The organism is Limnohabitans sp. T6-5, assembly GCF_003063315.1.
Classification (GTDB): domain Bacteria; phylum Pseudomonadota; class Gammaproteobacteria; order Burkholderiales; family Burkholderiaceae_C; genus Limnohabitans_A.
The window spans coordinates 48,364-69,471 of record NZ_NERV01000003.1 but is presented as its reverse complement, the minus strand read 5'-3'; the positions used below and the strand labels follow the sequence as shown (position 1 = coordinate 69,471).

General features: G+C 57.6%; 19 protein-coding genes. 5 read left to right on the top strand and 14 right to left on the bottom strand.

Features of this window, described 5'->3' with window-relative positions:
- Positions 1 to 26: 26 nt before the first annotated feature.
- The gene (locus B9Z51_RS12230) at positions 27 to 1,166 is read left to right on the top strand and encodes a hypothetical protein (protein WP_108375134.1); all 1,140 of its coding nucleotides are present in this window, start codon (positions 27 to 29) and stop codon (positions 1,164 to 1,166) included.
- Between the two features lie 64 nt (positions 1,167 to 1,230).
- On the opposite strand, the gene B9Z51_RS12225 is transcribed toward B9Z51_RS12230, so the two are convergent.
- The 5 genes from B9Z51_RS12225 to B9Z51_RS12205 form a co-directional block, all read right to left on the bottom strand.
- The gene (locus tag B9Z51_RS12225; protein WP_108375132.1) at positions 1,231 to 1,620 is read right to left on the bottom strand and encodes a hypothetical protein; all 390 of its coding nucleotides are present in this window, start codon (positions 1,618 to 1,620) and stop codon (positions 1,231 to 1,233) included.
- A 122-nt stretch (positions 1,621 to 1,742) separates the two neighbouring features.
- Positions 1,743 to 3,026, bottom strand: coding sequence for a M48 family metalloprotease (locus tag B9Z51_RS12220; protein WP_108375129.1), 1,284 nt, complete (start codon positions 3,024 to 3,026; stop codon positions 1,743 to 1,745).
- Between the two features lie 2 nt (positions 3,027 to 3,028).
- Positions 3,029 to 3,709 (bottom strand): hypothetical protein, encoded by a 681-nt coding sequence (locus B9Z51_RS12215; protein ID WP_108375127.1) that lies wholly within the window; start codon positions 3,707 to 3,709, stop codon positions 3,029 to 3,031.
- Positions 3,710 to 3,760: 51 nt separating this feature from the next.
- A complete protein-coding gene (locus B9Z51_RS12210; RefSeq protein WP_108375125.1) occupies positions 3,761 to 5,548 on the bottom strand; it encodes a hypothetical protein in 1,788 nt (595 codons plus the stop codon).
- Between the two features lie 163 nt (positions 5,549 to 5,711).
- Entirely contained in the window at positions 5,712 to 6,008 is a 297-nt protein-coding gene (locus tag B9Z51_RS12205) for a hypothetical protein (protein ID WP_108375123.1), read from the bottom strand.
- Positions 6,009 to 6,122: 114 nt separating this feature from the next.
- Between B9Z51_RS12205 and B9Z51_RS12200 the strand changes: the two genes are divergently transcribed.
- From B9Z51_RS12200 to B9Z51_RS12185, 4 genes are all read left to right on the top strand, one after another.
- The gene (locus B9Z51_RS12200) at positions 6,123 to 6,701 is read left to right on the top strand and encodes an RNA polymerase sigma factor (RefSeq protein ID WP_146187756.1); all 579 of its coding nucleotides are present in this window, start codon (positions 6,123 to 6,125) and stop codon (positions 6,699 to 6,701) included.
- Complete coding sequence (locus B9Z51_RS12195; RefSeq protein ID WP_108375119.1) at positions 6,698 to 7,369, top strand: hypothetical protein; 672 nt, start codon at positions 6,698 to 6,700, stop codon at positions 7,367 to 7,369. Before B9Z51_RS12200 ends, B9Z51_RS12195 begins: the two co-directional genes overlap by 4 nt.
- Positions 7,357 to 8,703, top strand: a complete 1,347-nt coding sequence (locus tag B9Z51_RS12190) for a caspase family protein (RefSeq protein ID WP_158272884.1) — start codon at positions 7,357 to 7,359, stop codon at positions 8,701 to 8,703. Before B9Z51_RS12195 ends, B9Z51_RS12190 begins: the two co-directional genes overlap by 13 nt.
- Before the next feature lie 152 nt (positions 8,704 to 8,855).
- Positions 8,856 to 10,283, top strand: coding sequence for an FAD-binding oxidoreductase (locus tag B9Z51_RS12185; protein WP_108375115.1), 1,428 nt, complete (start codon positions 8,856 to 8,858; stop codon positions 10,281 to 10,283).
- Positions 10,284 to 11,443: 1,160 nt separating this feature from the next.
- On the opposite strand, the gene iaaH is transcribed toward B9Z51_RS12185, so the two are convergent.
- The 9 genes from iaaH to B9Z51_RS12140 all read right to left on the bottom strand — a co-directional run bounded on the left by iaaH (position 11,444) and on the right by B9Z51_RS12140 (position 21,058).
- Positions 11,444 to 13,000, bottom strand: coding sequence for an indoleacetamide hydrolase (gene iaaH / locus B9Z51_RS12180; RefSeq protein WP_108375113.1), 1,557 nt, complete (start codon positions 12,998 to 13,000; stop codon positions 11,444 to 11,446).
- 169 nt (positions 13,001 to 13,169) lie between these two features.
- Positions 13,170 to 13,904: a LuxR C-terminal-related transcriptional regulator gene (locus B9Z51_RS12175; RefSeq protein WP_108375111.1), complete on the bottom strand. Its 735-nt coding sequence runs from the start codon at positions 13,902 to 13,904 to the stop codon at positions 13,170 to 13,172.
- Positions 13,905 to 14,018: 114 nt separating this feature from the next.
- Positions 14,019 to 15,764, bottom strand: a complete 1,746-nt coding sequence (locus B9Z51_RS12170) for an ATP-binding protein (RefSeq protein WP_108375109.1) — start codon at positions 15,762 to 15,764, stop codon at positions 14,019 to 14,021.
- Positions 15,765 to 15,768: 4 nt separating this feature from the next.
- Complete coding sequence (locus B9Z51_RS12165) at positions 15,769 to 17,448, bottom strand: ATP-binding protein (protein WP_158272883.1); 1,680 nt, start codon at positions 17,446 to 17,448, stop codon at positions 15,769 to 15,771.
- A gap of 73 nt (positions 17,449 to 17,521) precedes the next feature.
- On the bottom strand, positions 17,522 to 18,436 hold the full coding sequence (locus B9Z51_RS12160; RefSeq protein ID WP_108375963.1) for a ParB/RepB/Spo0J family partition protein: 915 nt from the start codon (positions 18,434 to 18,436) through the stop codon (positions 17,522 to 17,524).
- Between the two features lie 2 nt (positions 18,437 to 18,438).
- Positions 18,439 to 19,041, bottom strand: a complete 603-nt coding sequence (locus B9Z51_RS12155; protein ID WP_233254950.1) for an alpha/beta hydrolase — start codon at positions 19,039 to 19,041, stop codon at positions 18,439 to 18,441.
- The gene (locus tag B9Z51_RS12150) at positions 18,995 to 19,765 is read right to left on the bottom strand and encodes a ParA family protein (RefSeq protein WP_108375103.1); all 771 of its coding nucleotides are present in this window, start codon (positions 19,763 to 19,765) and stop codon (positions 18,995 to 18,997) included. The genes B9Z51_RS12155 and B9Z51_RS12150 overlap by 47 nt, the downstream gene beginning before the upstream one ends.
- 19 nt (positions 19,766 to 19,784) lie before the next feature.
- Positions 19,785 to 20,402, bottom strand: a complete 618-nt coding sequence (locus tag B9Z51_RS12145) for a LysE family translocator (protein ID WP_108375101.1) — start codon at positions 20,400 to 20,402, stop codon at positions 19,785 to 19,787.
- A 41-nt stretch (positions 20,403 to 20,443) separates the two neighbouring features.
- Positions 20,444 to 21,058: a LysE family transporter gene (locus B9Z51_RS12140; protein ID WP_108375099.1), complete on the bottom strand. Its 615-nt coding sequence runs from the start codon at positions 21,056 to 21,058 to the stop codon at positions 20,444 to 20,446.
- Positions 21,059 to 21,108 lie beyond the last annotated feature (50 nt).

Below are 21,108 nucleotides of genomic sequence, written 5' to 3'. Positions count from 1 at the left end.
TCCACTGCACCCTAAGGAGCTTCACCATGCGTTTTCGTCAACCCACCCACTTTTTGCTTTCATTGATGGCCATTGCCGCGCTTTCGGCTTGTGGCGGAGGTTCAAGCAGCACCCCTGATCAGACCAACAACAACACAGACTCTGCTGACACTCAAGTGAGTGCTGCAGCCACCAGCAACGCCAGCGCCATGGGTGCCGAATTGATGGCGTCGGGCGTTTACGACCTGATGGCAGACATTGGCGACACCTGGCGCGTGACACTCAATACCAACAACAACACCTTTACGCTCAAGGTGGTCAGCACCGCCTATGGACTGCGTGACCTGCAAGGCACGATTTCAGCGGGTACGGCCACAGGCTCACGCACAAGCTACACCCTCCAAACTGGCGGCAGCGACATCGGCAAGCTGACTACCGACAGCAGCACGCAAAGCGTTAGCGGTAATCTGAAAATCGGCAACAAAGAAGCCAGCGTGAGCGGAACGGCCTACAAAGCCACCGCCTTGAGCAAGCTCGCGGGCACCTACAACTTCATGATGGCGTCCCGCGATGCCGTCAGTGGCGGCAGCTTGGACTTTGGTGTGGGTCAAATCAGGATCGCCGCCGATGGCACGCGTGCATCCCTGTGCCGCAGCGGTCAATTCGTCAGCGATATCTGCACATCCGTGGGGGGCAGCACGCCGCAAGAAGCCTCTGTCGCGCTCAGCCTGGACAGCAACGGTCTCATCACATTCGCCAACTTTGGCAAGGCCACCGTCATCGCCAGCAACCTTGGAAAGGCCTTGACGCTGGACATGAACCGCACGAACGAAGAAGGTTATCTGCGCACAGGCGTCTGGTATCTGAGCGAAGTCAAATCACTGTCCGAGTCCGCGATCAACGGCAACTGGACTTGCAACCTGGGCGGCCAATCCAGCAACACCCTCGCCATCACAGGCACCAGCGTCACAGGCGCAGGACTTGGAAACGTGACCACCGGCAAAGTGAAATACAACAACATCAACCACACCGACAACACCTGGTTCCCATGGGCGGGCTTTGCCGCTGGCGGCGCCACCACCGATCCCGTGTCGGACTATTCGCTGGTGTTGCCGCTGTCTGCGACCTTGGTGGTGATGGAGTGGGATGGGCGCATCCGCGTTTGCAACAAGAACGGTAGCAATTGACACTGATGAAGGATGCCTCAGCAAATAAATTGCTGAGGCATCTGGAGTTTCTTATTTTCTTGCGCTACATATTTATTGGAATTGCTCCTTTATTTTCAAGCTCCTTGATGATTTTGTGATTTAAATACTCCCCCCACCCCATCCATACAAATAAAATTCCGATTCCGAAAAATGGAATCAAAGGAATGCCCAGCAAAATCAAAATAATAGCCAAAAATATTTTTGAAGAATAGCAATACAAAACACCATCTTCTCTTTTGACACCCAAAATCAAAGATTTGCGCATATAAATTGTTACGCGCTCGCCAACTATCAAAAAGGAATCCAACGAAGTGGGTATTCTTACTTTTTGAATTATTTTTTCATCTATTTTAATCACACTGTAAGTCGTAATTCCTTTTGGAGATACTACAGCGTTACCCAACAAAGAAATATGACCTTCGATCTCTTTCATAACCAACCCCTTTCATTTTAAAAAACCAAATTAATTAAATCAAATTGAAAATTTACCTTTAAACAATCAAAAGCACTTTGTGAATATGTAAATTCAAATTCCTTTGAATTTATATTCAACACTCACTGCCCTGCAATGACCGTCTGCAGCGTGTTCAAGATGTTTTCTCTTCTTTGATTGCCGCTGGGGTGGCGTTCATACACGCCGTCGCCGAGCTGCTTGAGCACATCGATCACGTTTTGACCGCTCAGGTTGTTTGGGGTGACTTTTCCGACCGGGGCAATTTGCTGCGTGATGCGTTGCATCTTGCTTTGCAGCTTTTTGGGGTCTGCCAAGCGTTGGCTCATCCAGCGGATGGAGCAGCTGTCGGCCTGCAGCTCTTGTTGTTCAGAAAAATCCACCACCAGCTTTTTCAAGGAGGTGCCAAAAGCGAGGATGGAACCCGGTGAGGACTGCTGATTGGAGGCGATGAATTTGCTGAGGTTTTCAATCGTGTCTATGCCGTCGACCAGCCGGGCTTGATAGGCGCGTGTTTGATGACGTTGAAGGACATGGGAAATCTCGTGACCGATCACGAAATACGCATAGTCCAAGTCGGCGTCATCTTCAAAAAGATCCCGGTCGGCCACGATGATGCCCCCTGGCAAAGCAGAGGCACTGCGATGGCTGGCTTTGCTCACCAGAATTTTGAAGTTGTAAGGCAAGGGTTGTGGCAGCAACTTCACCAGATCGTCCATGACGGTGCGGGCCTTGCGATAGATGCGCTCAGACGCCTTGTTTCTGCGCTCATCCAGAATGTCGGTATCTTGCAACAGCGTTTCGCCCAGCTTCATCTCCAACTCTTGGGGCAACCAGTTCAGGTTGCGCGCTGCCATCTTGATCACATCGGCGGGCTTGTACTGAGGGGCACCGCCTCCGCCCGGCGTCAGCATGCTCAAAGAACCCTGCAATTTCATCTTCCCAGCCAACATCAGCAAAGATGCGGCGTTATCAGTGATGCCAAACGGCTGCACGGGTTCGTTGCACAGAGGGTCCAACACGCTGCTGGAAACCGAGCTGATCTGGGTGATGTCAATGATGTTGAGTCCCGTCGAACTGGTGGCGGCTTTACCACTGTCGTTGTTGACTTCATCGTTCGGCTCCGCGGCCTTTTCCGGCGCGTTCACGGCTTTCTTGAAGAAATTACCGATGGAGGAAAGGGCCGATCCCACTGCTTTTTGAACGGATTCTGAGGACAGCGCCTCCTTGGCAGGCTCCGCCGCTGGGTCCTGCGCATAGGTGCCAGAGCCCAAGCCTGCGGCGCCGATGCACAGCATGAGCATGCTCAGGCGCGTCAAGCGCTTGACACCAAAAGTCGCCGTGTTGTAGCTGCCATATTTCACGAGCTGGTTTGACATGGACTTCATGATCACTTCTCCTTGTTCATGTCAGAAAAAATGCGATCACGGTCGAAGATCAGATCAGCCTCGTCATAAATTGCGGCTGTATAGATGTTTCTGATTTCAGGACTCACGTCGGCTTTTGCCAGCGCCGCCAACCTTTGCTGCAAGGTGTCCTGGCTTTCTGCGTCCAGCACTTTCATGCGGCCCCAGTAATCGTCGCGGCCAGTCAGCAGCTGCCACTTGTAGCTCACGCCTGCTTGGAATTTCTCAGCCGGTATCACCACTTTGGCGCCAGGTTTTCTCAGATCCACCACCTTGGTCGATCCTGCAAAAATGTTCAGGCTGATCAAGCCCTCTGCCACTTTGTCCTGCAGATCAAATGTGAGCCCTTCCGCCCGAACCATCACCACACCTGACGGGATGCCACGCGGTGGATCATCAAAGCGCTTGCCGCCCGTTTTGCCATGCTTCATGAAGGCTTTCCACACCTCATCAAGAGACTGGGCTTTCAGGCCAGGCACCAGCGTGCAGGGGTTTGTCTTGGCCATATCCTTGGCCAGACTGCTGGTCGCCGCATCGGGGGGCAATCGCAGTTGGCAGTCTTGCGCCGATTGCGCCGATTGCGCCGATACGTCGATGTGCAGGGCGCACACCCAGGACGCAATCGCCAGCTTGCGCAGGGCTGCCAGGGTTTGACTTTGTCTCATGTTTTGTTCCTCGTGGATCTTCTTTTCTTCACTTCAAGCGCTTTCTGCGGATCAATGCCCGAACGTCTGCAAATACGTCGCTGCGACCAACACCGCCCAGAAGGCGCAGGTTTTCAAGACTGAAAACACTTTGCCGATGGCCATCAAATCCTTCATTTTTTTCGGACGCCCGAAAATTCGGCCCGCTTTGGATGCGTGGCTGTGTGTGCCCGACTTTTCATTCGCGTCTTGCGTATCGGCATGACTTGGGTGGGGGTTCTTGTGGCCTGCCCTGCCCTGCGCATCTTTCAGGCGCAATTGAGGTTGGTAGACATAGGCGAAGACTTGCACCAGCAACGCCAGGTAAAAAATGATCATCAAACTCTCGAAGATCAAACCAGACAAATGGGTCAGCGCTTGCGCCCCCCAAAACCAGGCCAGAAGCACCACCCACACACCCATGCCCAACATGCACAGAATGTTGTTCATCACCCGCGTGATTTCTTCGGGCAAAGCTTCTTCAAGGTCCAAAGACCTGTGCCGCCAGGCGTTCTCTGATTCTTCTTCAAGCAACTCATTGAGCTTTTCGACAGGCCCCGACACAAAACCATCCAACAGCATGGACACCGCAATCAAAATGGGCGCGATCACCAGCCCCTGGGTTTCAAGCAAGTAATGCGCTGAAAATATAAAGAACAGCGTCAAGCCCAGGTAGGCCACCACAAACAAGACCAGGATCAAGGCACCCAAAGCAACCTTGTGGCCATTCCCATGAAAGTGGTGATCGAGTTTTCGCCAATCCACATAGGTCGACCAAAAGTAATTGACCAGCCAGGCAAATCCCATGGCGATCCCCATGTCCAGCAGAAACGCAAACAAAGGTGACGGCGCCTTGACAGGCTCTTTCAAGTTCACGATTCGCACCCCGTGCACCACAGCCCCGGCTTGTTCGCCAATGCCCGTCAGGAAACTGTCATCACGGCCCCAATCCCCTCCCAGCAAAACCGGGCTGTCCTGCAACGAAGGAAGCCTTTCAAATGTGTCGCCGTCCAGTGGGATCACGGCCAATTGGTGGATGGCGCTGCGGAAATGAAGGGGGGCGCTTTCATGGTGGATGGCTGCATCCGATGTGCTGCGCTGTTCATTCAGCCAGGGATTGGCTTCTGGCGTGCTGGCAGATTGAACCTGCGTGCAAATGTAGGCTGAGGGACCCTCGCGCATTTGCTCAGCGATCCGGGCTTTCAAATCATCCCCCTCACCGACATCGTGTTCTGTGACGATGCCCATGGCAGCATCGAGTCGGCCATCTGCAAACGCCAATCCGGCTTGGCATCGAGCGTTCATCCACGCATGCTTTTTCTCTCGCAAGGCCGGGTTGCTGGTGGCAAAAGGCACCAGCGCAATCAATCGTTCACTGTTTTCATCGAGCAAACTGTCCAGGCGTGCTTGGCACTGCACATCCATCGCGTTGTTGCCCATCATGGGCGACAGGTCAAAATCAACCGCCAGTCTTTGGGGTGATTTGGCCAAAACCCTTTGGATATCGCCCGCCAGTACACACCGGTCCAGTGGTGTTTTCTCGCCATACCGGGTGACAAAGTCGGCTTCCTGGATCAGTACAACGGCAGGCATGCCTGACTGAAAACTCACAGGCGTTTGCGCCCCCGTCGTAGGCAAACTGAACAAGACCAACCAGGACAATTTGGTGAACAACTGCAAATAGCCCAGATGCTCCAGAACGATGGTCATGGCGGCACTGAAGGCTGCGGCAGCCCAGTGGCCCATGAAAAACCTGATGACGGTCAGTTTTTGGAATTCACAAGTCAGGTTTTTAAACCATGTGTTGAGCTTTGATGTCATGAATAGCGGGCATTGCGGGGAAGATACGAACCACGTTTTGGCTGACCGGACCGTGTTTCGATAGTCATTCTTTAATATTACTTAAAGATTACTTTGATCGTACTTCAATGCGCAATGACCGCTAAAATCGCCCCGCACCCGCTGTTGCGTGCGAGGGTGGTACTCACTGATCATCCCCATCGTCAGGCAACCACCGACCCACGCCCGGCTCCTTGCAGACCAGGCGCTGGGCCTGGTCCAGGGGCACGGTGGACAACACGGTGCCTTGCCCCAAGGGCCCTTCGTAGGCATAGCCCTTGACCTGTTGCCCCGCATGGTGTTGTTGATAGGTCTGCAATTTGTAAACAGCACCGTTGCTGCATTGGCCTTCCACCAGGGGGGATGTCAGGGTGGTCTGCGCTTGTGCCACAGCCAAGCCCGCCACAAGGCCCAGCGCGATCAGCGTTTTAGAGAATTGCATGTCGACTCCTTTAATCAATGTTTGCGACATCTTTTAGTGTCCGCAATGAGTGCCTAAGGTTCACTTTTTTAAAACTCTTCTAGAATTCGCAGGCCCTGACTTTTGCCTTCTGCCATGAGCCACTTGCCTGAATCCACCCTGAAACACCTGTTGGCCCAAATCAGTCCCAAAAATCCGCAAGCGTTTGAGCGCATCTACCAGTCCTACCACGACGATGTGTTTCGTTTTGTCATGCACATGCGCGCCGATCGCGAAGATGCGGATGAGATCGTCAACGATGTTTTTTTTGCGCTGGGCAAGAACCCATTGGCCTTCAAGGGCGACTCATCGTTTACGAGCTGGTTGTTGAGCATTGCCAAACACAAGGTTTATGACCGCATGCGCAAGCAGGGCAGGCGCATTCGCACCGAGTCCATGGAGGATCTGGAAGTCTGCGATTGGCCAGACCCTGCGGGCGATACGCCGACACAAGCCATAAACATCGAAGACGGCGAGGCCTTGTCACACTGCCGCGAGCAGTTGCCGGACCTGCAAAAAGAGGCGATTTATTGGGCCTATTCAAAGGATGCCAGCATGGATGAGATTGCCGTCATTCAGCAGTGCGCCATCGGCACGGTGAAGTCACGGCTGCACAACGCCAGAAAGTTTTTGCGCCAATGCATCCAGAAATTTAACCAAGGACCCCAGTCATGAACGAGCCACAAACAGATGAACTTCGGTTTGACGAGAATGTGCCGTTTTATGTCAACGGCACCTTGGCCGCCCAAGAGCGCAGCTGGATGGACAGCCATTTGGCCCAGCATCCTCACAAGCGTGCCGACATTGAGCAAGCCCACCAAGAGCGCCTGCACAGTCAACGCTTGCGCTCGAACATTCCCGAGTCCGTGCGCCTGGCGCGGCTGTACCGCGAACTGAACTGGCACAAAGCGCCTGTTGCGCCCCAAGCCCAAGCTCAAACCCCCCAGGGTGCGCGCGATGTGCTGGCCGGGCCGTGGATCAGTGCGGTGGCTGGCGTTGTACTGGGTGGGTTACTGGTCACGGGCATGGGGCTGTTGTCCCCTCAAGGCGGCTCAACAAGTCAAGGCCTGGAGCGTTTCCGGGGTGAGCAGGTCAATTGCATACAGGCTCTCGGCATTCGCATTGCCTTGTCGCCTCAGGTGCAGTGGGTCCATGTGGTGCAAATGCTGCGCACGCTGCAATTGCAGCTGATCAGCGGCCCCAATCAAGATGGCGAAATCTGGGTGCGTGGCTCTGCGGGTTCGTCCACGCCAGAAACACTGGCCTTGCTGCGCAACAGCCCATGGGTGGAGCAAGCCATCCCTGTGGATGTGGATCGCGCAGCCGCTGCATGTCCCCGGTAATGCGGCTGGCCTTTGTGGCACTGTGCTGGCTGAGCGCCCTGCTGGCCCCGCCCCTGCTGGCCCAAACGTCCGAATCCCGACCGCCCGAAACCCAGCGCAATCAGACACGCAAGTTCGCCTTGGTCATCGGCAATGGCCAATACGCAGGCGCCAACCGCGCACTGAAAAACCCCACCCAAGATGCGCGCCTGATGAGCGAAACATTGCTCAAACTCGGCTTCGAGGTGCAAACACACCTGAATTTGTCGCGCGCTGACATGAGCCAGCGTGTATCAGCCTTTGCAGCCGCCTTGCCTGCCGGGGCCACTTCCTTGGTGTTTTATGCCGGACATGGTTTGCAAATCAATGGCGCCAGCTACCTGATGCCGGTGGACATTCAGCTGAGCAGCGAACAAAACGTGCAGCTGCGCGCCTACCCCTTGCGGCGCTTGCTGGATGAGGTGTCTTCCGCGGCGTCCGCCGTGAACATCGTGATTTTGGATGCCTGTCGCGACAACCCGTTTCAGCCGCCACCGCCCGTCCGTTACCGCAGCAATGGCCCCATGGGCCTGGCCCGGGTGCTGGCGCCACGCGGCACGTTGCTGGCCTATTCCACGCAACCCGGTCAGCTGGCCGCCGATGGCGTGGGCGCCAACAGCACCTACACCGCCACCTTGGCCAAAACCCTGCTGGACCCGGGGCTGACTCTGGAAGACATTTTCAAAAAAGTGAACACCCTGGTGCGCAATGCCACCCGGGACGATCAGATTCCCTGGTTCGAAACCTCCCTGACGGACGCCTATTTCTTGATTCCGCCTGAAGGCACCCGCATCACGGCGGGTCAAAGTTTGCGCTCAGGGGTCGGCAGCAGCGTGCAAGGCCCACAGCGCGCAGCATTCCCCGCTGAAGCCACCTTGCCCACACTCTGGTTTTTGGGCATGCAAGCGCATGAGCTGGGCAAACTGCAGGCACACATGGACCAGCTGATCGATGACTTGGGCGCCACAGACATGCCCAAATGGCAGCAACAAGCCGAAGGCGGCAATGTGGTGGCCATGACACTATTGGGTCGCCTGCACCTGCATGGCGCTGCGCCATGGCGTGATGCAGCCAGCGATGCATCCGTGCCGCTGGTCAGCGACAAATCCAAGGCCTTGCACTGGTTTCAAAAGGCCGCCGATCAAGGTTTCCCGATCGCTCAATTTGAGCTGGCCACGATGTACCGTGCGGGAGACGGGGTCAACCCGGACCAAGCCAAAGCCCGTGAATTGCTGCAAAAAGCCAGCAAGGCCCGCTACCGCCGTGCTGAGATGGAACTCTTGGAGCTGAACATCTTCGGTGCCGCTCCCCGCTGAACACATTCAGCACCGGTAGCGCCAACCCGGCACGTCCAACACCCAAGTACCCGGGCCGCTCACCTGCGTGACACCTTGTTTTGGCAAGCCTCTTAAACTCTGGGACATCTGATCCCCCAGAACATTGACGATCATCCGAAGAGGATTGCCCCATGAACGCCCCCACCGCCACCGCCCACTTAGCCCCCGAAGTTGCGCAACGCGCTGTGCCCGAAGCCTTTTTGACGGCCCTCAAGGCCCGCTTTGGCGATAACTGTTCCACCGCCCTGGTTGTGCGCGAACAGCATGGCCGCGACGAGTCGGCCTTCACCCATGTGCCTCCCCCAGCAGCCGTGGTGTTTGCCGAAAACACCCAGGACGTTGCCGACGCGGTCAAGCTGTGCGCTGAATACAAAGTGCCGGTCATCCCCTTTGGCGTGGGCTCTTCGCTCGAAGGACACTTGCTGGCGGTGCAAGGCGGCATCAGCATTGACCTGATGCGCATGAACAAGGTACTGGCCATCAACGCCGAAGACCTGACGGTGACGGTGCAGCCGGGCGTCACGCGCAAGCAGCTCAACGAAGAGATCAAGTCAACCGGCTTGTTCTTCCCAATCGACCCCGGCGCGGACGCGACCATTGGCGGCATGAGCGCCACCCGCGCCAGCGGCACCAACGCCGTGCGCTACGGCACCATGCGCGAGAACGTGCTGGCGCTCGAAGTGGTGACCTCGTCGGGCGAAGTGATCCGCACTGGCACCCGCGCCAAGAAGTCCAGCGCCGGCTACGACCTGACCCGCCTGATGGTGGGCAGCGAAGGCACGCTGGGCGTGATGACCGAAATCACCGTGCGCCTGTACCCCCTGCCCGAAGCCATCTCGGCCGCGATCTGCTCGTTCCCGAGCATCGAGGCCGCTGTGCGCACCGTGATCCAGACCATCCAGCTGGGCGTGCCGATTGCCCGCGTGGAGCTGATCGACCACAACACCGTGCGCATGGTCAATGCCTACGCCAAGCTGGGCCTGCGCGAAGAAGCTTTGCTCTTGATGGAGTTCCACGGCTCGCCTGCGGGCGTGAAAGAACAGGCCGAGACGGTGCAAGAAATCGCCAGCGAATTTGGTGGCAACGCCTTTGAATGGGCCACCACACCCGAAGAACGCACCCGCCTGTGGACGGCCAGGCACAACGCCTACTTTGCCGCCGTACAAAGCCGCCCCGGCTGCCGTGCCATCAGCACCGACACTTGCGTGCCCATCAGCCGCCTGGCCGATTGCCTGCTGGATTCAGTGACCGAGACCGATGCCAGCGGCATCCCTTACTTTTTGGTGGGCCATGTGGGCGACGGGAATTTCCACTTTGGCTATTTGATCGACCCGAACAACCCGCAAGAATGCGAAACCGCCGAAGCGCTGAACCAGCAACTGGTCAGCCGTGCCCTGCGCTTGGGTGGCACCTGCACCGGTGAGCACGGCATTGGCCTGCACAAGATGGACTTCTTGCGCACCGAAACCGGCGAAGGCGCAGTGGACATGATGCGCACCATCAAGCGGGCGCTGGACCCGCACAACATCATGAATCCGGGGAAGATTTTCTCGATGTGATTGTCGACTTCGGTGCTTGTTGCTCCGAACAGTTGAAAGCAGCCATCCGATAACCAGGTCGCCGGCTTGAGCCCTGATATGGGGCCTGCGCCCAAGCCAGCAAATGTCGGACTCTTCGAGTACCGACCTACAGGGCAAGGCCTGTGGGTTTTCGTAGGTCGGTGGTCGAAGACCCCGACTTGGGCCTGCTGGAGTCCGCAAAAGATGAATCAGGATCTGCTCCCAAGCCAGCAAATGTCGGACTCTTCGAGTACCGACCTACAGGGCAAGGCCTGTGGGTTTTCGTAGGTTGGTGGTCGAAGACCCCGACATGGGCCTGGTAAAGCCCGCAAAAGATGAATCAGGATCTGCGCCGAGGCGGGCAAATGTCGGACTCTTCGAGTACCGACCTACAGGGCAAGGCCTGTGGGTTTTCGTAGGTCGGTGGTCGAAGACCCCGACTTGGGCCTGCTGGAGTCCGCAAAAGATGAATCAGGATCTGCTCCCAAGCCAGCAAATGTCGGACTCTTCGAGTACCGACCTACAGGGCAAGGCCTGTGGGTTTTCGTAGGTCGGTGGTCGAAGACCCCGACATGGGCCTGGTAAAGCCCGCAAAAGATGAATCAGGATCTGCTCCCAAGCCAGCAAATGTCGGACTCTTCGAGTACCGACCTACAGGGCAAGGCCTGTGGGTTTTCGTAGGTCGGTGGTCGAAGACCCCGACTTGGGCCTGCTGGAGTCCGCAAAAGATGAATCAGGATCTGCTCCCAAGCCAGCAAATGTCGGACTCTTCGAGTACCGACCTACAGGACAAAGCCTGTGGGTTTTCGTAGGTCGGTGGTCGAAGACCCCGACATGGGCCTGGTAAAGCCCACAAAAGTTGAATCAGGATCTGCTCCCAAGCCAGCAAACGTCGGACTCTGCGAGTGCCGACCTACGGGGCAAGGCCTGTGGGTTTTCGTAGGTCGGTGGTCGAAGACCCCGACATGGGCCTGCTGGAGCACTCAAAAGTTGAATCAGGATAGCGCTCAAGCCCGCACATGAGGTCTGCGCCGAGGCGATCAAACGTCGGACTCTGCGAGTGCCGACCTACGGGAGCCGTGCCATTGTGGGTGCTGGACCTGCTGGCTACAGGGGGCTTATGGCCCCCCATCGCTTGCAGGGCAAGCTACATGACAAAGTCAGATCGCCGGTGCCTTGACCGAGCCCCAAACAGCCTCAATGCCCATGCCAATGGCCAGCAGATTGCTGTCCGAGCCCAAGGGGCCGTCAATTTGCATGCCCACCGGCAAGCCGCCTGCCGTCAAACCTGCCGGAATCGACACGCTGGGGATGCCGGCATTGGTGCAGGGGTCGGTGTTGCGGATGCAAGTGCCAAAGGTGTCTTTGTCTTTTTGCACCACACCGCCGACGGTGTAGCTGAGGTTTTTGGAGCCATTGGCGGCGTCGATCTTGGGCGCGGCCAAGAGGGTCGTTGGGAACAGCACGCACTCCACACCTTGCGCTGCGAAATAGTCTTTGTAGAGTTTTTGCAGGGCTGGGCGTTTGGTGGCCATGATGCCCAAATACGCATCGTGGAAAGCGGCTTCACTGAAGGGGCCTTGAATGGCGCCAAAGGCACCCGCCACATCTGGGCTGGCAAGTTGATCCGCCACTTCCTTGACGGTTTTGACAGGCGCGTTATTGGCCGCCAGATATGCGGGAATGGCATGCACGGGTTCGTGCAGGGCAATCGGAAACGACATCTCTCCATTGATTGCCATGATGCCCGCCAGATCGGCATCGACAAACACCACACCCGCATCGGCCAGCTTTTTCTTGGCGGCTTCGGCCACAGGCTTGACGCTGTCGTCGAGCCCGGACCAAAAGGCCGCAGGCAGGCCAATCTTCAAGCCCTTGAGCGCTTTGGCGGTGGGCACCGCACCGCCCGTGATGACGGCGTCGAGCAAGGCCACGTCTGCCACGGTGCGACCCATGGGGCCGACGGTGTCGCGTGTGGTGCTGATCGGCAAGGCATCGGTGGCGGTGTCGGGATAGCGGCGGCCTTGGCCTGCGCCGTCGCCCACCGATGGCCGAAAGCCTGCAATACCGCAAAACGAGGCAGGCACGCGGGTGGAGCCGCCCGTGTCGGTGCCCAGGCCCACTGGCGCTATCCGCGCCGCGATGGCCGCGCCGTTGCCGCCCGACGAACCGCCCGGGATGCGGCTGGTGTCATAGGGGTTTTTGCAAGGACGGCTGGCTTCTTTGGTGATGGGGTCAATGCCCAGCGTGAAGTTGGTGCTGGTGATGCCGAAAGCCCACTCGTGCAGGTTGGATTTGCCCAGGATGATGGCGCCTGCGTCGAGCAGTTTTTGCACCGAGGGCGCGTTTTTTGTCGGCTGAAAGTTGCGCAGCGACGAGGTGCCACCCGTGGTCTTCAGGCCTTTGGTGTTGATGTTGTCTTTGACCAGCATCGGCAAGCCCGCCAGTGCGCCCAGTGCCTTGCCTGCGGCGCGGTCGGCATCGACTTGCTTGGCGGCCGCCAGGGCGCCAGCTTCGTCGAGGGTGATCAAAGCGTTGAGGTCTGACAAGGATTTGGCGCGGGCGATCAGGGTGGTGACGTAGCTTGTGGCCGTCATGTTGTCGGCCTTCATGGCTTCAAGTGCTTGCGTGGCGGTCAAGGCCAGTTGTTCGCTTGCAGTCAGCGCAACGGCGCGGGCATTGCCTCCGGACGCCGTCATGCTGACGCCGCCCAGCATGGCGGCGGCCGATACGGCGCCAGTGTTTTTAAAGAAATTTCGACGTGATGTGTTGGTAGGCATGGATGTCTCCTTTTCGGGTTGAAACGCCTGAATGAGCGTTCACTCGATGCTAGGAGACATGGCTTGGGAACCACCATCCTTGATCTTCAGGATGCCTTCACAAGCCTCAGGGCCTGAGTTTGTGCACCAGTGCTGCCCGGTTGCTCACGCCGACTTTGCGAAAGGCGTTTTCCAGGTGGGTGCGCACGGTGGTGGGGGAAATGGTCAGCGCCCGGGCAATTTCCTTGTCGGTCATGCCCAGCATCACCAGGCGGGCGGTGTCCTGCTCGCGGGTGGTCAAGCGTTGCGACAAGGTGTTCAGCGTCAACGCCTCGGGCTGGCTGGACCTTTGCGCACGGGCCAGCGCCGTCACAAAGGCCGGCTGCAGCATGTCCAGTAAACGCATCTCGTCGGGCGTGAAGTTGTCCCGGCGCTTGTCACGCCAGATGCGCATGTCGCCCAGGTTCTGGCCCTGGTGCCAGGCGTACAGGTTCACGCCCCAGTACAGACCGTCCTTGTTCAGGAAGTCGTTGAAAAATTCGGTTTTCTTCAGCTCGTCGATCGCGAGCACGTCGGTGGCGCGCACGGCCACCTGGTAGCGCTGCATGAGCGGGGTGATCGGGTCGTGGAACTGGTAATAACTTTCATACGCCCGCAGATTCATCGGGTCCATGTTGATCTGGATGGGCTGGGCAAAACTCTGGCTGCCCGGCTGCCAGACAAAGCTGGCGTAATACTGGGCCCCGAGCAGCTGCATGACCAAGTCACCCATGATCTCCCGGATTTCGGTTTCTTCATGGGGCTCGGCCAACGTCTGCATGATCTGACCCAACAAGGTCGTTTGTTTTCCACTCAGGTACATGCCCTTTGCCTTGTGCTTTTAAGCTGGTTGTGGATTAGATAACGATCTCACGCAGTTCCCAACCGGGTTTGCCCCCTCCTCAAAAGTCAGGAGATGACTACCGCGTGGCCCAGTTCATGATGTGCTCAGCAATTGGTCGATCTTGTGACACAGCACAGTGGGCTCAAACGGTTTGAGCATGACGTCGCTCAAACCAGAGGCTTTGAATCGCTCCAGGTCCATGGGATTGACGTTGGCCGTCAGGCCCAGAACAGGCAGTGCGTTTTGGGGTGCGCTGAACGCGTCGCGCAAGGTGCGGGTGGCCACAATGCCGTCCATCACCGGCATGACCATGTCCATCAGGACCAGGTTGACCGGATGATCTCGCAGCATGTCCAGCGCATTTTGACCGTTCATCGCTTCCAGAATATCGCTGTGTGGCCATGCGTTTTGCAGCACTTGTTTGACCAGCAAACGGTTGATGGGGTGGTCGTCAACGATCAGGAAACACCAGGGCTGCTGGTGGGTCTGGACAGCGGTTTTCAACAAGTCCGGTTTTTGCACCGGCGGCTGGGCCGCTTGCAAGGGCAGGCGCAACCAAAAGCGCGAACCCCGCCCAGGCTCGCTCTCAAAACCAATGTCCCCACCCAGCAGCTGCGCCAGTTTTTGCGAGATGGCCAGCCCCAGACCATTGCCACCGTAGCGCGACTGGATGTCACCCTCGGCCTGACTGAAGCGTTTGAAAATCTGTGCTTGCCGCTCTTTGGCAATGCCTATGCCTGTGTCTTGCACTGCAAAAACCACGCCAGGCTTGTCCCACAGGAGCTTCAAGACCACCGAGCCTTGGTGCGTGAATTTGAGCGCGTTGCCCAGCAGGTTGACCAGCACTTGCATCAGGCGGTGACGGTCGGTGTGCACCCACTGGGGCAAGTCGTCGTCCATCTCGATGCGGTAGTCCAACTTCATGCTTTTGACGCGGGGCCTGAACAGCTCAAAGGCGTGCTCAGCCACACTGCGCAGCTCGAAGGTCTCGGGCTGTATCACCAGCTGACCGGCTTGCAGTTGTGAGTAGTCCAGGATGTCGTTGATCACCGTCATCAGGTGGTCGGCCGATTGGCGCGTGTGGTTGAGCACCTTGAGGGCTTCGGGCTTGTCCTTCACGCGCGCCAGCAGCAAGCTGTTGAAGCCCAAAATGGCGTTCATCGGCGTGCGCAGCTCATGGCTGACGGTGGCGATGAAGTGTTCACGCATTTGCAGGGTGTGTTCCAGCTCTTGGCGTTTGGCCACCAGTTCGTGCTGGTAGCGCAAACTTTTTTCCAGCGCCTTCAAGTGCAAGCGCTCGTAAATCATGGGCACGATGATCAGAACGCCCGTGACCAGTGTGAAGGTCACCCACGATGACGGAGCATGCAGCAGGCCCTGTTCGAATTCGGGCAGCAGTCCGTAGTAATTGCAGACCGCCATGCCCAGCTGCAAAAGCCAGACGACCACCAGCCAAAAGGTGCCGGCCTTGCGGCTGATCACATAAAACGGGGTCAAGGGCAAAATCATCAACCATGCCAAACGGGGCGAGAACACCCCGCCTGCGCTCCACACGGCGTAGAGCAGGACCAACGCACCTGCACTGGTGCCGATGTGTACGCCCCAAGCCAAGGGCATGCCAAATTGAATGAGTGTGAGTAGGAACAACAGCAGCACCGCCATCGACAGGAACATCGGCGTGGCGTTCTGGTAAGGGCTGATGGCCACATACAGCAGCAGCACCGAGACAACCAGCATCACAAATAAAAACACATAAGGCATCTTGCCGTGCCGATAGGCCTCGGGCAGACGCGCCATGATGCGCTCGAAGACCCTGGGGGCCAGGTTTTGAAATCTCATGGCGTCAACCTCTGACCCGCGCGATGTGCAAGCTGACGCTGTGCATCAGGGCCATCAAATCCATGGGCTTGGCCAGCACATCGTCCATACCCGCATCCAGGCAACGTTGCCTGTCCACCGGGTTGGTGTTGGCGGTCAGGGCCAAGATGGGCATGTGGGCGGCAATGGCCGGAAACTGTGTGCGGATCTGTTGGGTCAGTGCCATGCCGTCCATGTCGGGCATGATCATGTCGACCAAGGCCACATCAAACCCTTGTTCATCAAGCAGTTGCAGGGCCAGAGCAGCGTTTTCGGCGGTCACAATGTGGGCTTTGGGCCAGCATTTTTGCAGCTGCAAGCGGGCCACCATCAAGTTCATGTTGTTGTCGTCAACCACCAAAATGCGCAGGGCTTCGTCTTCCAGATTGGCCAAGGCTTGCAGAGATGGCTTTTGCTGGGTCTGTGCAGTTTGCAAAGGCACCTGAAACCAGAATGTGGCGCCTTGCTCGGGCTGACTCGTCACGCCCATCTGGCCTCCTTGCAAGGCCACCAGTTTTTCACTGATCGACAAGCCCAAGCCGGTGCCCCCATAAGCGCGGGTGGTCTGCACATCGGCATGTTCAAAGCGCCTGAAAATGAGCGCTTGCTGCGAAGGGGGAATGCCACGCCCGGTGTCGCAGACTTCGCATCTGAATTGATCGTCCTGGGCCAGCAGGCGCAGCTGGACCGAACCCCTGGCTGTGAACTTGAGGGCGTTGTCGAGCAAGTTGCGCAGGATTTGTAGTAAACGTTGCCGGTCAGCATGCACGCGGCGGGGCAGCTCGGGGTCAAGGTAGCCGCTCCAGACGAGGCCTTTTTCATGCGCCTTTTGCTGGTGCCCCTCAAGCGCCTCTTGCATCAAGTCGGCCAAGTCAAAGTCGACAGTGTGCAACATCAGTTTGCCTGCCTGCAGCTGCGAAAAATCCAGAATGTCATTGACCACTTGAAGCAAATGCGCAGTCGAGCGGCGGATATGGTCCACCACCTCCACCTGTTCGGGCTGATCTGCCAGTTCCTGACGCAGCACCCCATTGAAGCCCAGGATGGCGTTCATCGGCGTGCGCAGTTCATGGCCGACCGCCGCCACAAATTCGTCCTTGTGCGCTTGTGCTTGCAGCAAGGCATTGTGGGTGGCCTTGAGTTCTTCGTTGCGCAGATGCAGCTGTTTCAATTGTTGTTCATGCAAATGGTCATACAAGCGCACACCCAGCATCAAATTGCCAATGGCCAGCATGTGGTTCATCACAGCCCAAGGCACGGCTTGCTGTGTGATCTGGGCATGACTGTCCACCCATCCCGACATCGTGGCCATGAACAGCCCCAGGATGGTGGCCAAAATCATGGCAATCCAGAGGATCGTGGCTCGTGGCCCCAAGAGCAGCAACACAGGCAAGGCCAGCACATTGAGCCAGACAATCGCTGTGGAGTTCACGCCGCCCGAATGGCTGGCGATGTAGATGATCAACAACAAGCTGACCAAAGAGGCCAGATGCACCAGGTAGGCATACAGCTTGCGCTGGCCAGCAAACAACATCAGGACCACCATGACGATGCTGACCGCCAGGTTGGCGTTGCGGTTGTAGTAACCCGGTGGAATGAGGTAAAAAAACAGCGAGGACAAGCCCACGGCCAGCAGGTAGATGGCCAATAGTTTGCGCTTGGACAACTTCGCGTCTGCCCTCAAACCCGGGTCCCCGGTGCGCGTTAAAACCACTTTATTGAACATTCAGCTTGGGCGCTTACCCACGCAGCTTGTCGATCAGTCCATTGAGCTCGTCCAGCGAACCAAACTGAATGGACAGCTCACCCATCTCTTCGATCTTGCCCAGGCGCTTGACGCGTTTTTTGATGCGTACTTCCACTTGCGCCATCAGCAGATCGGACAGTTCTTCTTCGACGCGCTTGATGTCGCGCGATTTTTCTTTCTTGGGCTTTTGCGGTACCAGATTGAACTCGGCGCCCAGTTTTTTGGACAGGCTTTCCGCTTCGCGCACCGACAGTTTCTTGGCAGAAATCTGGTTGGCCGCCGTGATCTGTGCAGCTTTGTCCAATGAAAGCAAGGCGCGGGCATGGCCCATGTCCAGGTCACCAGCCATCAGCATGGTTTGCACCGGATCGGCCAGATTGAGCAAGCGCAGCAAGTTGCTGGCGGCGCTGCGCGAGCGGCCCACAGCCTGCGCCGCGGTCTCGTGCGTCAGGCCGAATTCCTTGATCAGGCGTTGCAGGCCCTGGGCTTCTTCCAAGGGGTTGAGGTCTTCGCGCTGGATGTTCTCGATCAACGCCATGGCCGCTGCGGCTTCGTTGGGCACATCGCGCACCAGCACCGGCACGCTGTCCAGCCCGGCCAGTTTGGACGCCCGGAAACGGCGTTCGCCCGCGATGATTTCGTATTTGCCCGCATTGAGGCCATCGCTGAGTTGGCGCACCAAAATCGGCTGCATGATGCCCTGGGCCTTGATGGACTCGGCCAGCTCGTACAAAGCGCCCTCATCCATGCGGGTGCGCGGCTGGTACATGCCTGCGACCATCTGGTCGAGTTTGAGCTGACTGGGCACGCCACTTTCGGCGCTGCCCGCTGCTGGCGCATCTTCCACTTTGGGGCCCAACAGGGCTTCGAGTCCTCGGCCAAGGCCTTTGGGTTTTTTAGTGACCATGGTCATTCCTTCATGAGTGTTTGCAAGAGCGCATGGCCGGTTGGCCAATCGCCCAGCGATGAATCTGCGTTGATGTGCCCGGCCTGCCCCGCATCGACCCACTGGGCACCCCAGTCACGGGCCAGGGTTTGGGCACGCTCGGCACGGCAATACGGGTCGTTTTGGCTGCCCACCACCAAGCTGGCAAAGGGCAAGGGCTGGCGGACTATGGGCGCCCAACCGGGCAGACGCTCTTGCAGCTCGGGCGCTTCGGTGTCCCCGGGCGCCACCAGCAAGGCACCGCGCACACGCTGGGTGTGGCCTGAAAAAGCCGCCCAGGCCGCGACCAGAATGCACCCCAAGCTGTGGGCCACCAGCACCACGGGGCCGGGTGCATCGATCACCAATTCATCCAGGCGGGCCAGCCAGTCCCCGCGACGGGGGCGCAACCAATCGTTTTGCACCACCTCGGTGTAGCCATGTTCGCGCACCCAATGCATTTGCCAATGGTCGGGGCCGCTGCCTTGCCAGCCGGGCAATATCAAAACGGTGGTCATCGGATGTTCAGGAACGCGCCGCTCAAAGCGTGGGGGCACGTCGGACCAGCTCTTGCGCGAACTCCACATAGGCCTGGCTGCCCCGTGCGGCGGCATCAAAAATCACGCCTGGCAAACCATAGCTGGGGGCTTCGGCCAAGCGCACGTTGCGTGGGATGACAGAGTCAAACACCTTGTCGCCAAAATGCGCCTTGAGCTGATCGCTCACTTGCATCTGCAAGGTGATGCGCGGATCGAACATCACGCGCAGCAGCCCGATGATCTTCAAATCCCGGTTCATGTTGGCGTGCACCTGTTTGATGGTGTTGACCAAATCCGTGAGGCCTTCGAGCGCAAAGTACTCGCACTGCATGGGCACGATCACCCCATGGGCGGCGCACAAACCGTTCAAGGTCAGCATGGACAGGGACGGCGGGCAATCAATCAGGACAAAGTCGTACTGGGCATCGACTGCAGCCAAGGCTGTTTTCAGGCGTTGGTCGCGGCGCTCCAATTGAACCAGCTCCACCTCGGCGCCGGCCAGTTCACGGTTGGCACACAGCACGTGGTAAGCACATTTGTCAGCCATCACGGCCGCCTCGTTGACCGAAGCTGACTCCAGCAAGACGTCATAAACGCTCAAAGTCTGTTGACGCTTGTCGATGCCTGAGCCCATGGTGGCATTGCCCTGCGGATCCAGATCGACCAACAAGACACGCTGCCCGACCTTGGCCAGGCCTGCGGCCAGATTGACCGAGGTGGTCGTTTTGCCAACACCCCCCTTTTGGTTGGCAATACAGAAAATTTTGGCCATGGTGACTCGTCCGGTTCAGTTATTTGGAAATGGCCAGCTTGACGCCAAAGCCAATGAGAAATATGCCAGCCAGCTTTTCCAGCCAACGGCCAATACGCGGGTTGGCCCGCATGCGCGCTGCCAAATGGTGCGTCAACAGCGTCATGCCCAAGCCGTAAAGAAAGGTCAATCCGGCGATGGTCGCTGCCATGACGGCAAAACTGATCAAGCCCAGGTGGTGCTTGGGGTCCACAAACAAGGGGAAAAAAGCCATGTAAAAAACAATGGCCTTCGGGTTCAGCAAGGTGATGGCCACGGCTTGCTGAAAATAGTGGTGGGGGCGAATGTTCAGCACCGGCGCGTCACCGGGTTGAGCGCTCAGCATTTTCCAGCCCAACCAAGCCAGATACACCGCACCCAGCCATTGCACCGCATGAAACGCTGCCGGATAAGCTGCCAGCACCGTGGCCACGCCGGCCACCGCAGCCCACATGAGTACCTGGTCACCCGCCATGACACCCAGCGTGGCCGCCAGACCGCCACGGATGCCCCCTTTGCCGGTGGACGTGATGAGCGCCAGATTGCCCGGGCCGGGAATGGCCAGGAACAAGACAATGGCAGCTACAAACGCCCCGTAATCCGATATGCCAAAAAACATGCGTACCTTTCTAGACCCCTATGGACCTCACAGTCCACCATTCATTCCATGAGTGCCAGCTTAAGACTAAAACCGATCAAGCAAACGCCCGCCAGTTTTTGCAACAAGCCCGAAACCACCGGCTTGGCTCGCAAGCGTTCAGCCATGAAATGCGTGACCAGCACCACACCCAAACAATACATGAAACCCAGCGCGGCAATGGTCAAGGCCATCACCGCAAAAGTGATCCACCCTTGGTGATGCACCGGATCAATGAATTGAGGGAAAAAAGCCAGATAAAACAGGATCGCCTTGGGGTTGAGCAAGGTGATGGTCATGGTTTCACGAAAATAATGCCCGGGCGTGATCTCGATGTGGTGACCCTCCCCTGCTTTGGCAGTCAACATCTTGAAGCCCAACCAGGCCAGATACGCAGCGCCCGCCCACTGAATGATCAGAAACAGTGTCGGAAATGACTGCAGAATGGCCGCCATGCCTGCCACCGTCAGCCACAGCAAAATCTGATCGCCAACCAACAAGCCCAAAACTGAAGCCAAGCCCCCCGCCAAGCCACCTTTGCTGGCCGAACTGATCAAGGCCAAATTACCAGGCCCAGGCAGAAACAGAAGCAAAACAAAGGCCATTGCAAAGGCGCCGAAATCCGAGATACCAAACATGGAACTCCTTGTGGGGGATGCTGCGAGTGTACGTGATGGATTTTTCTCGA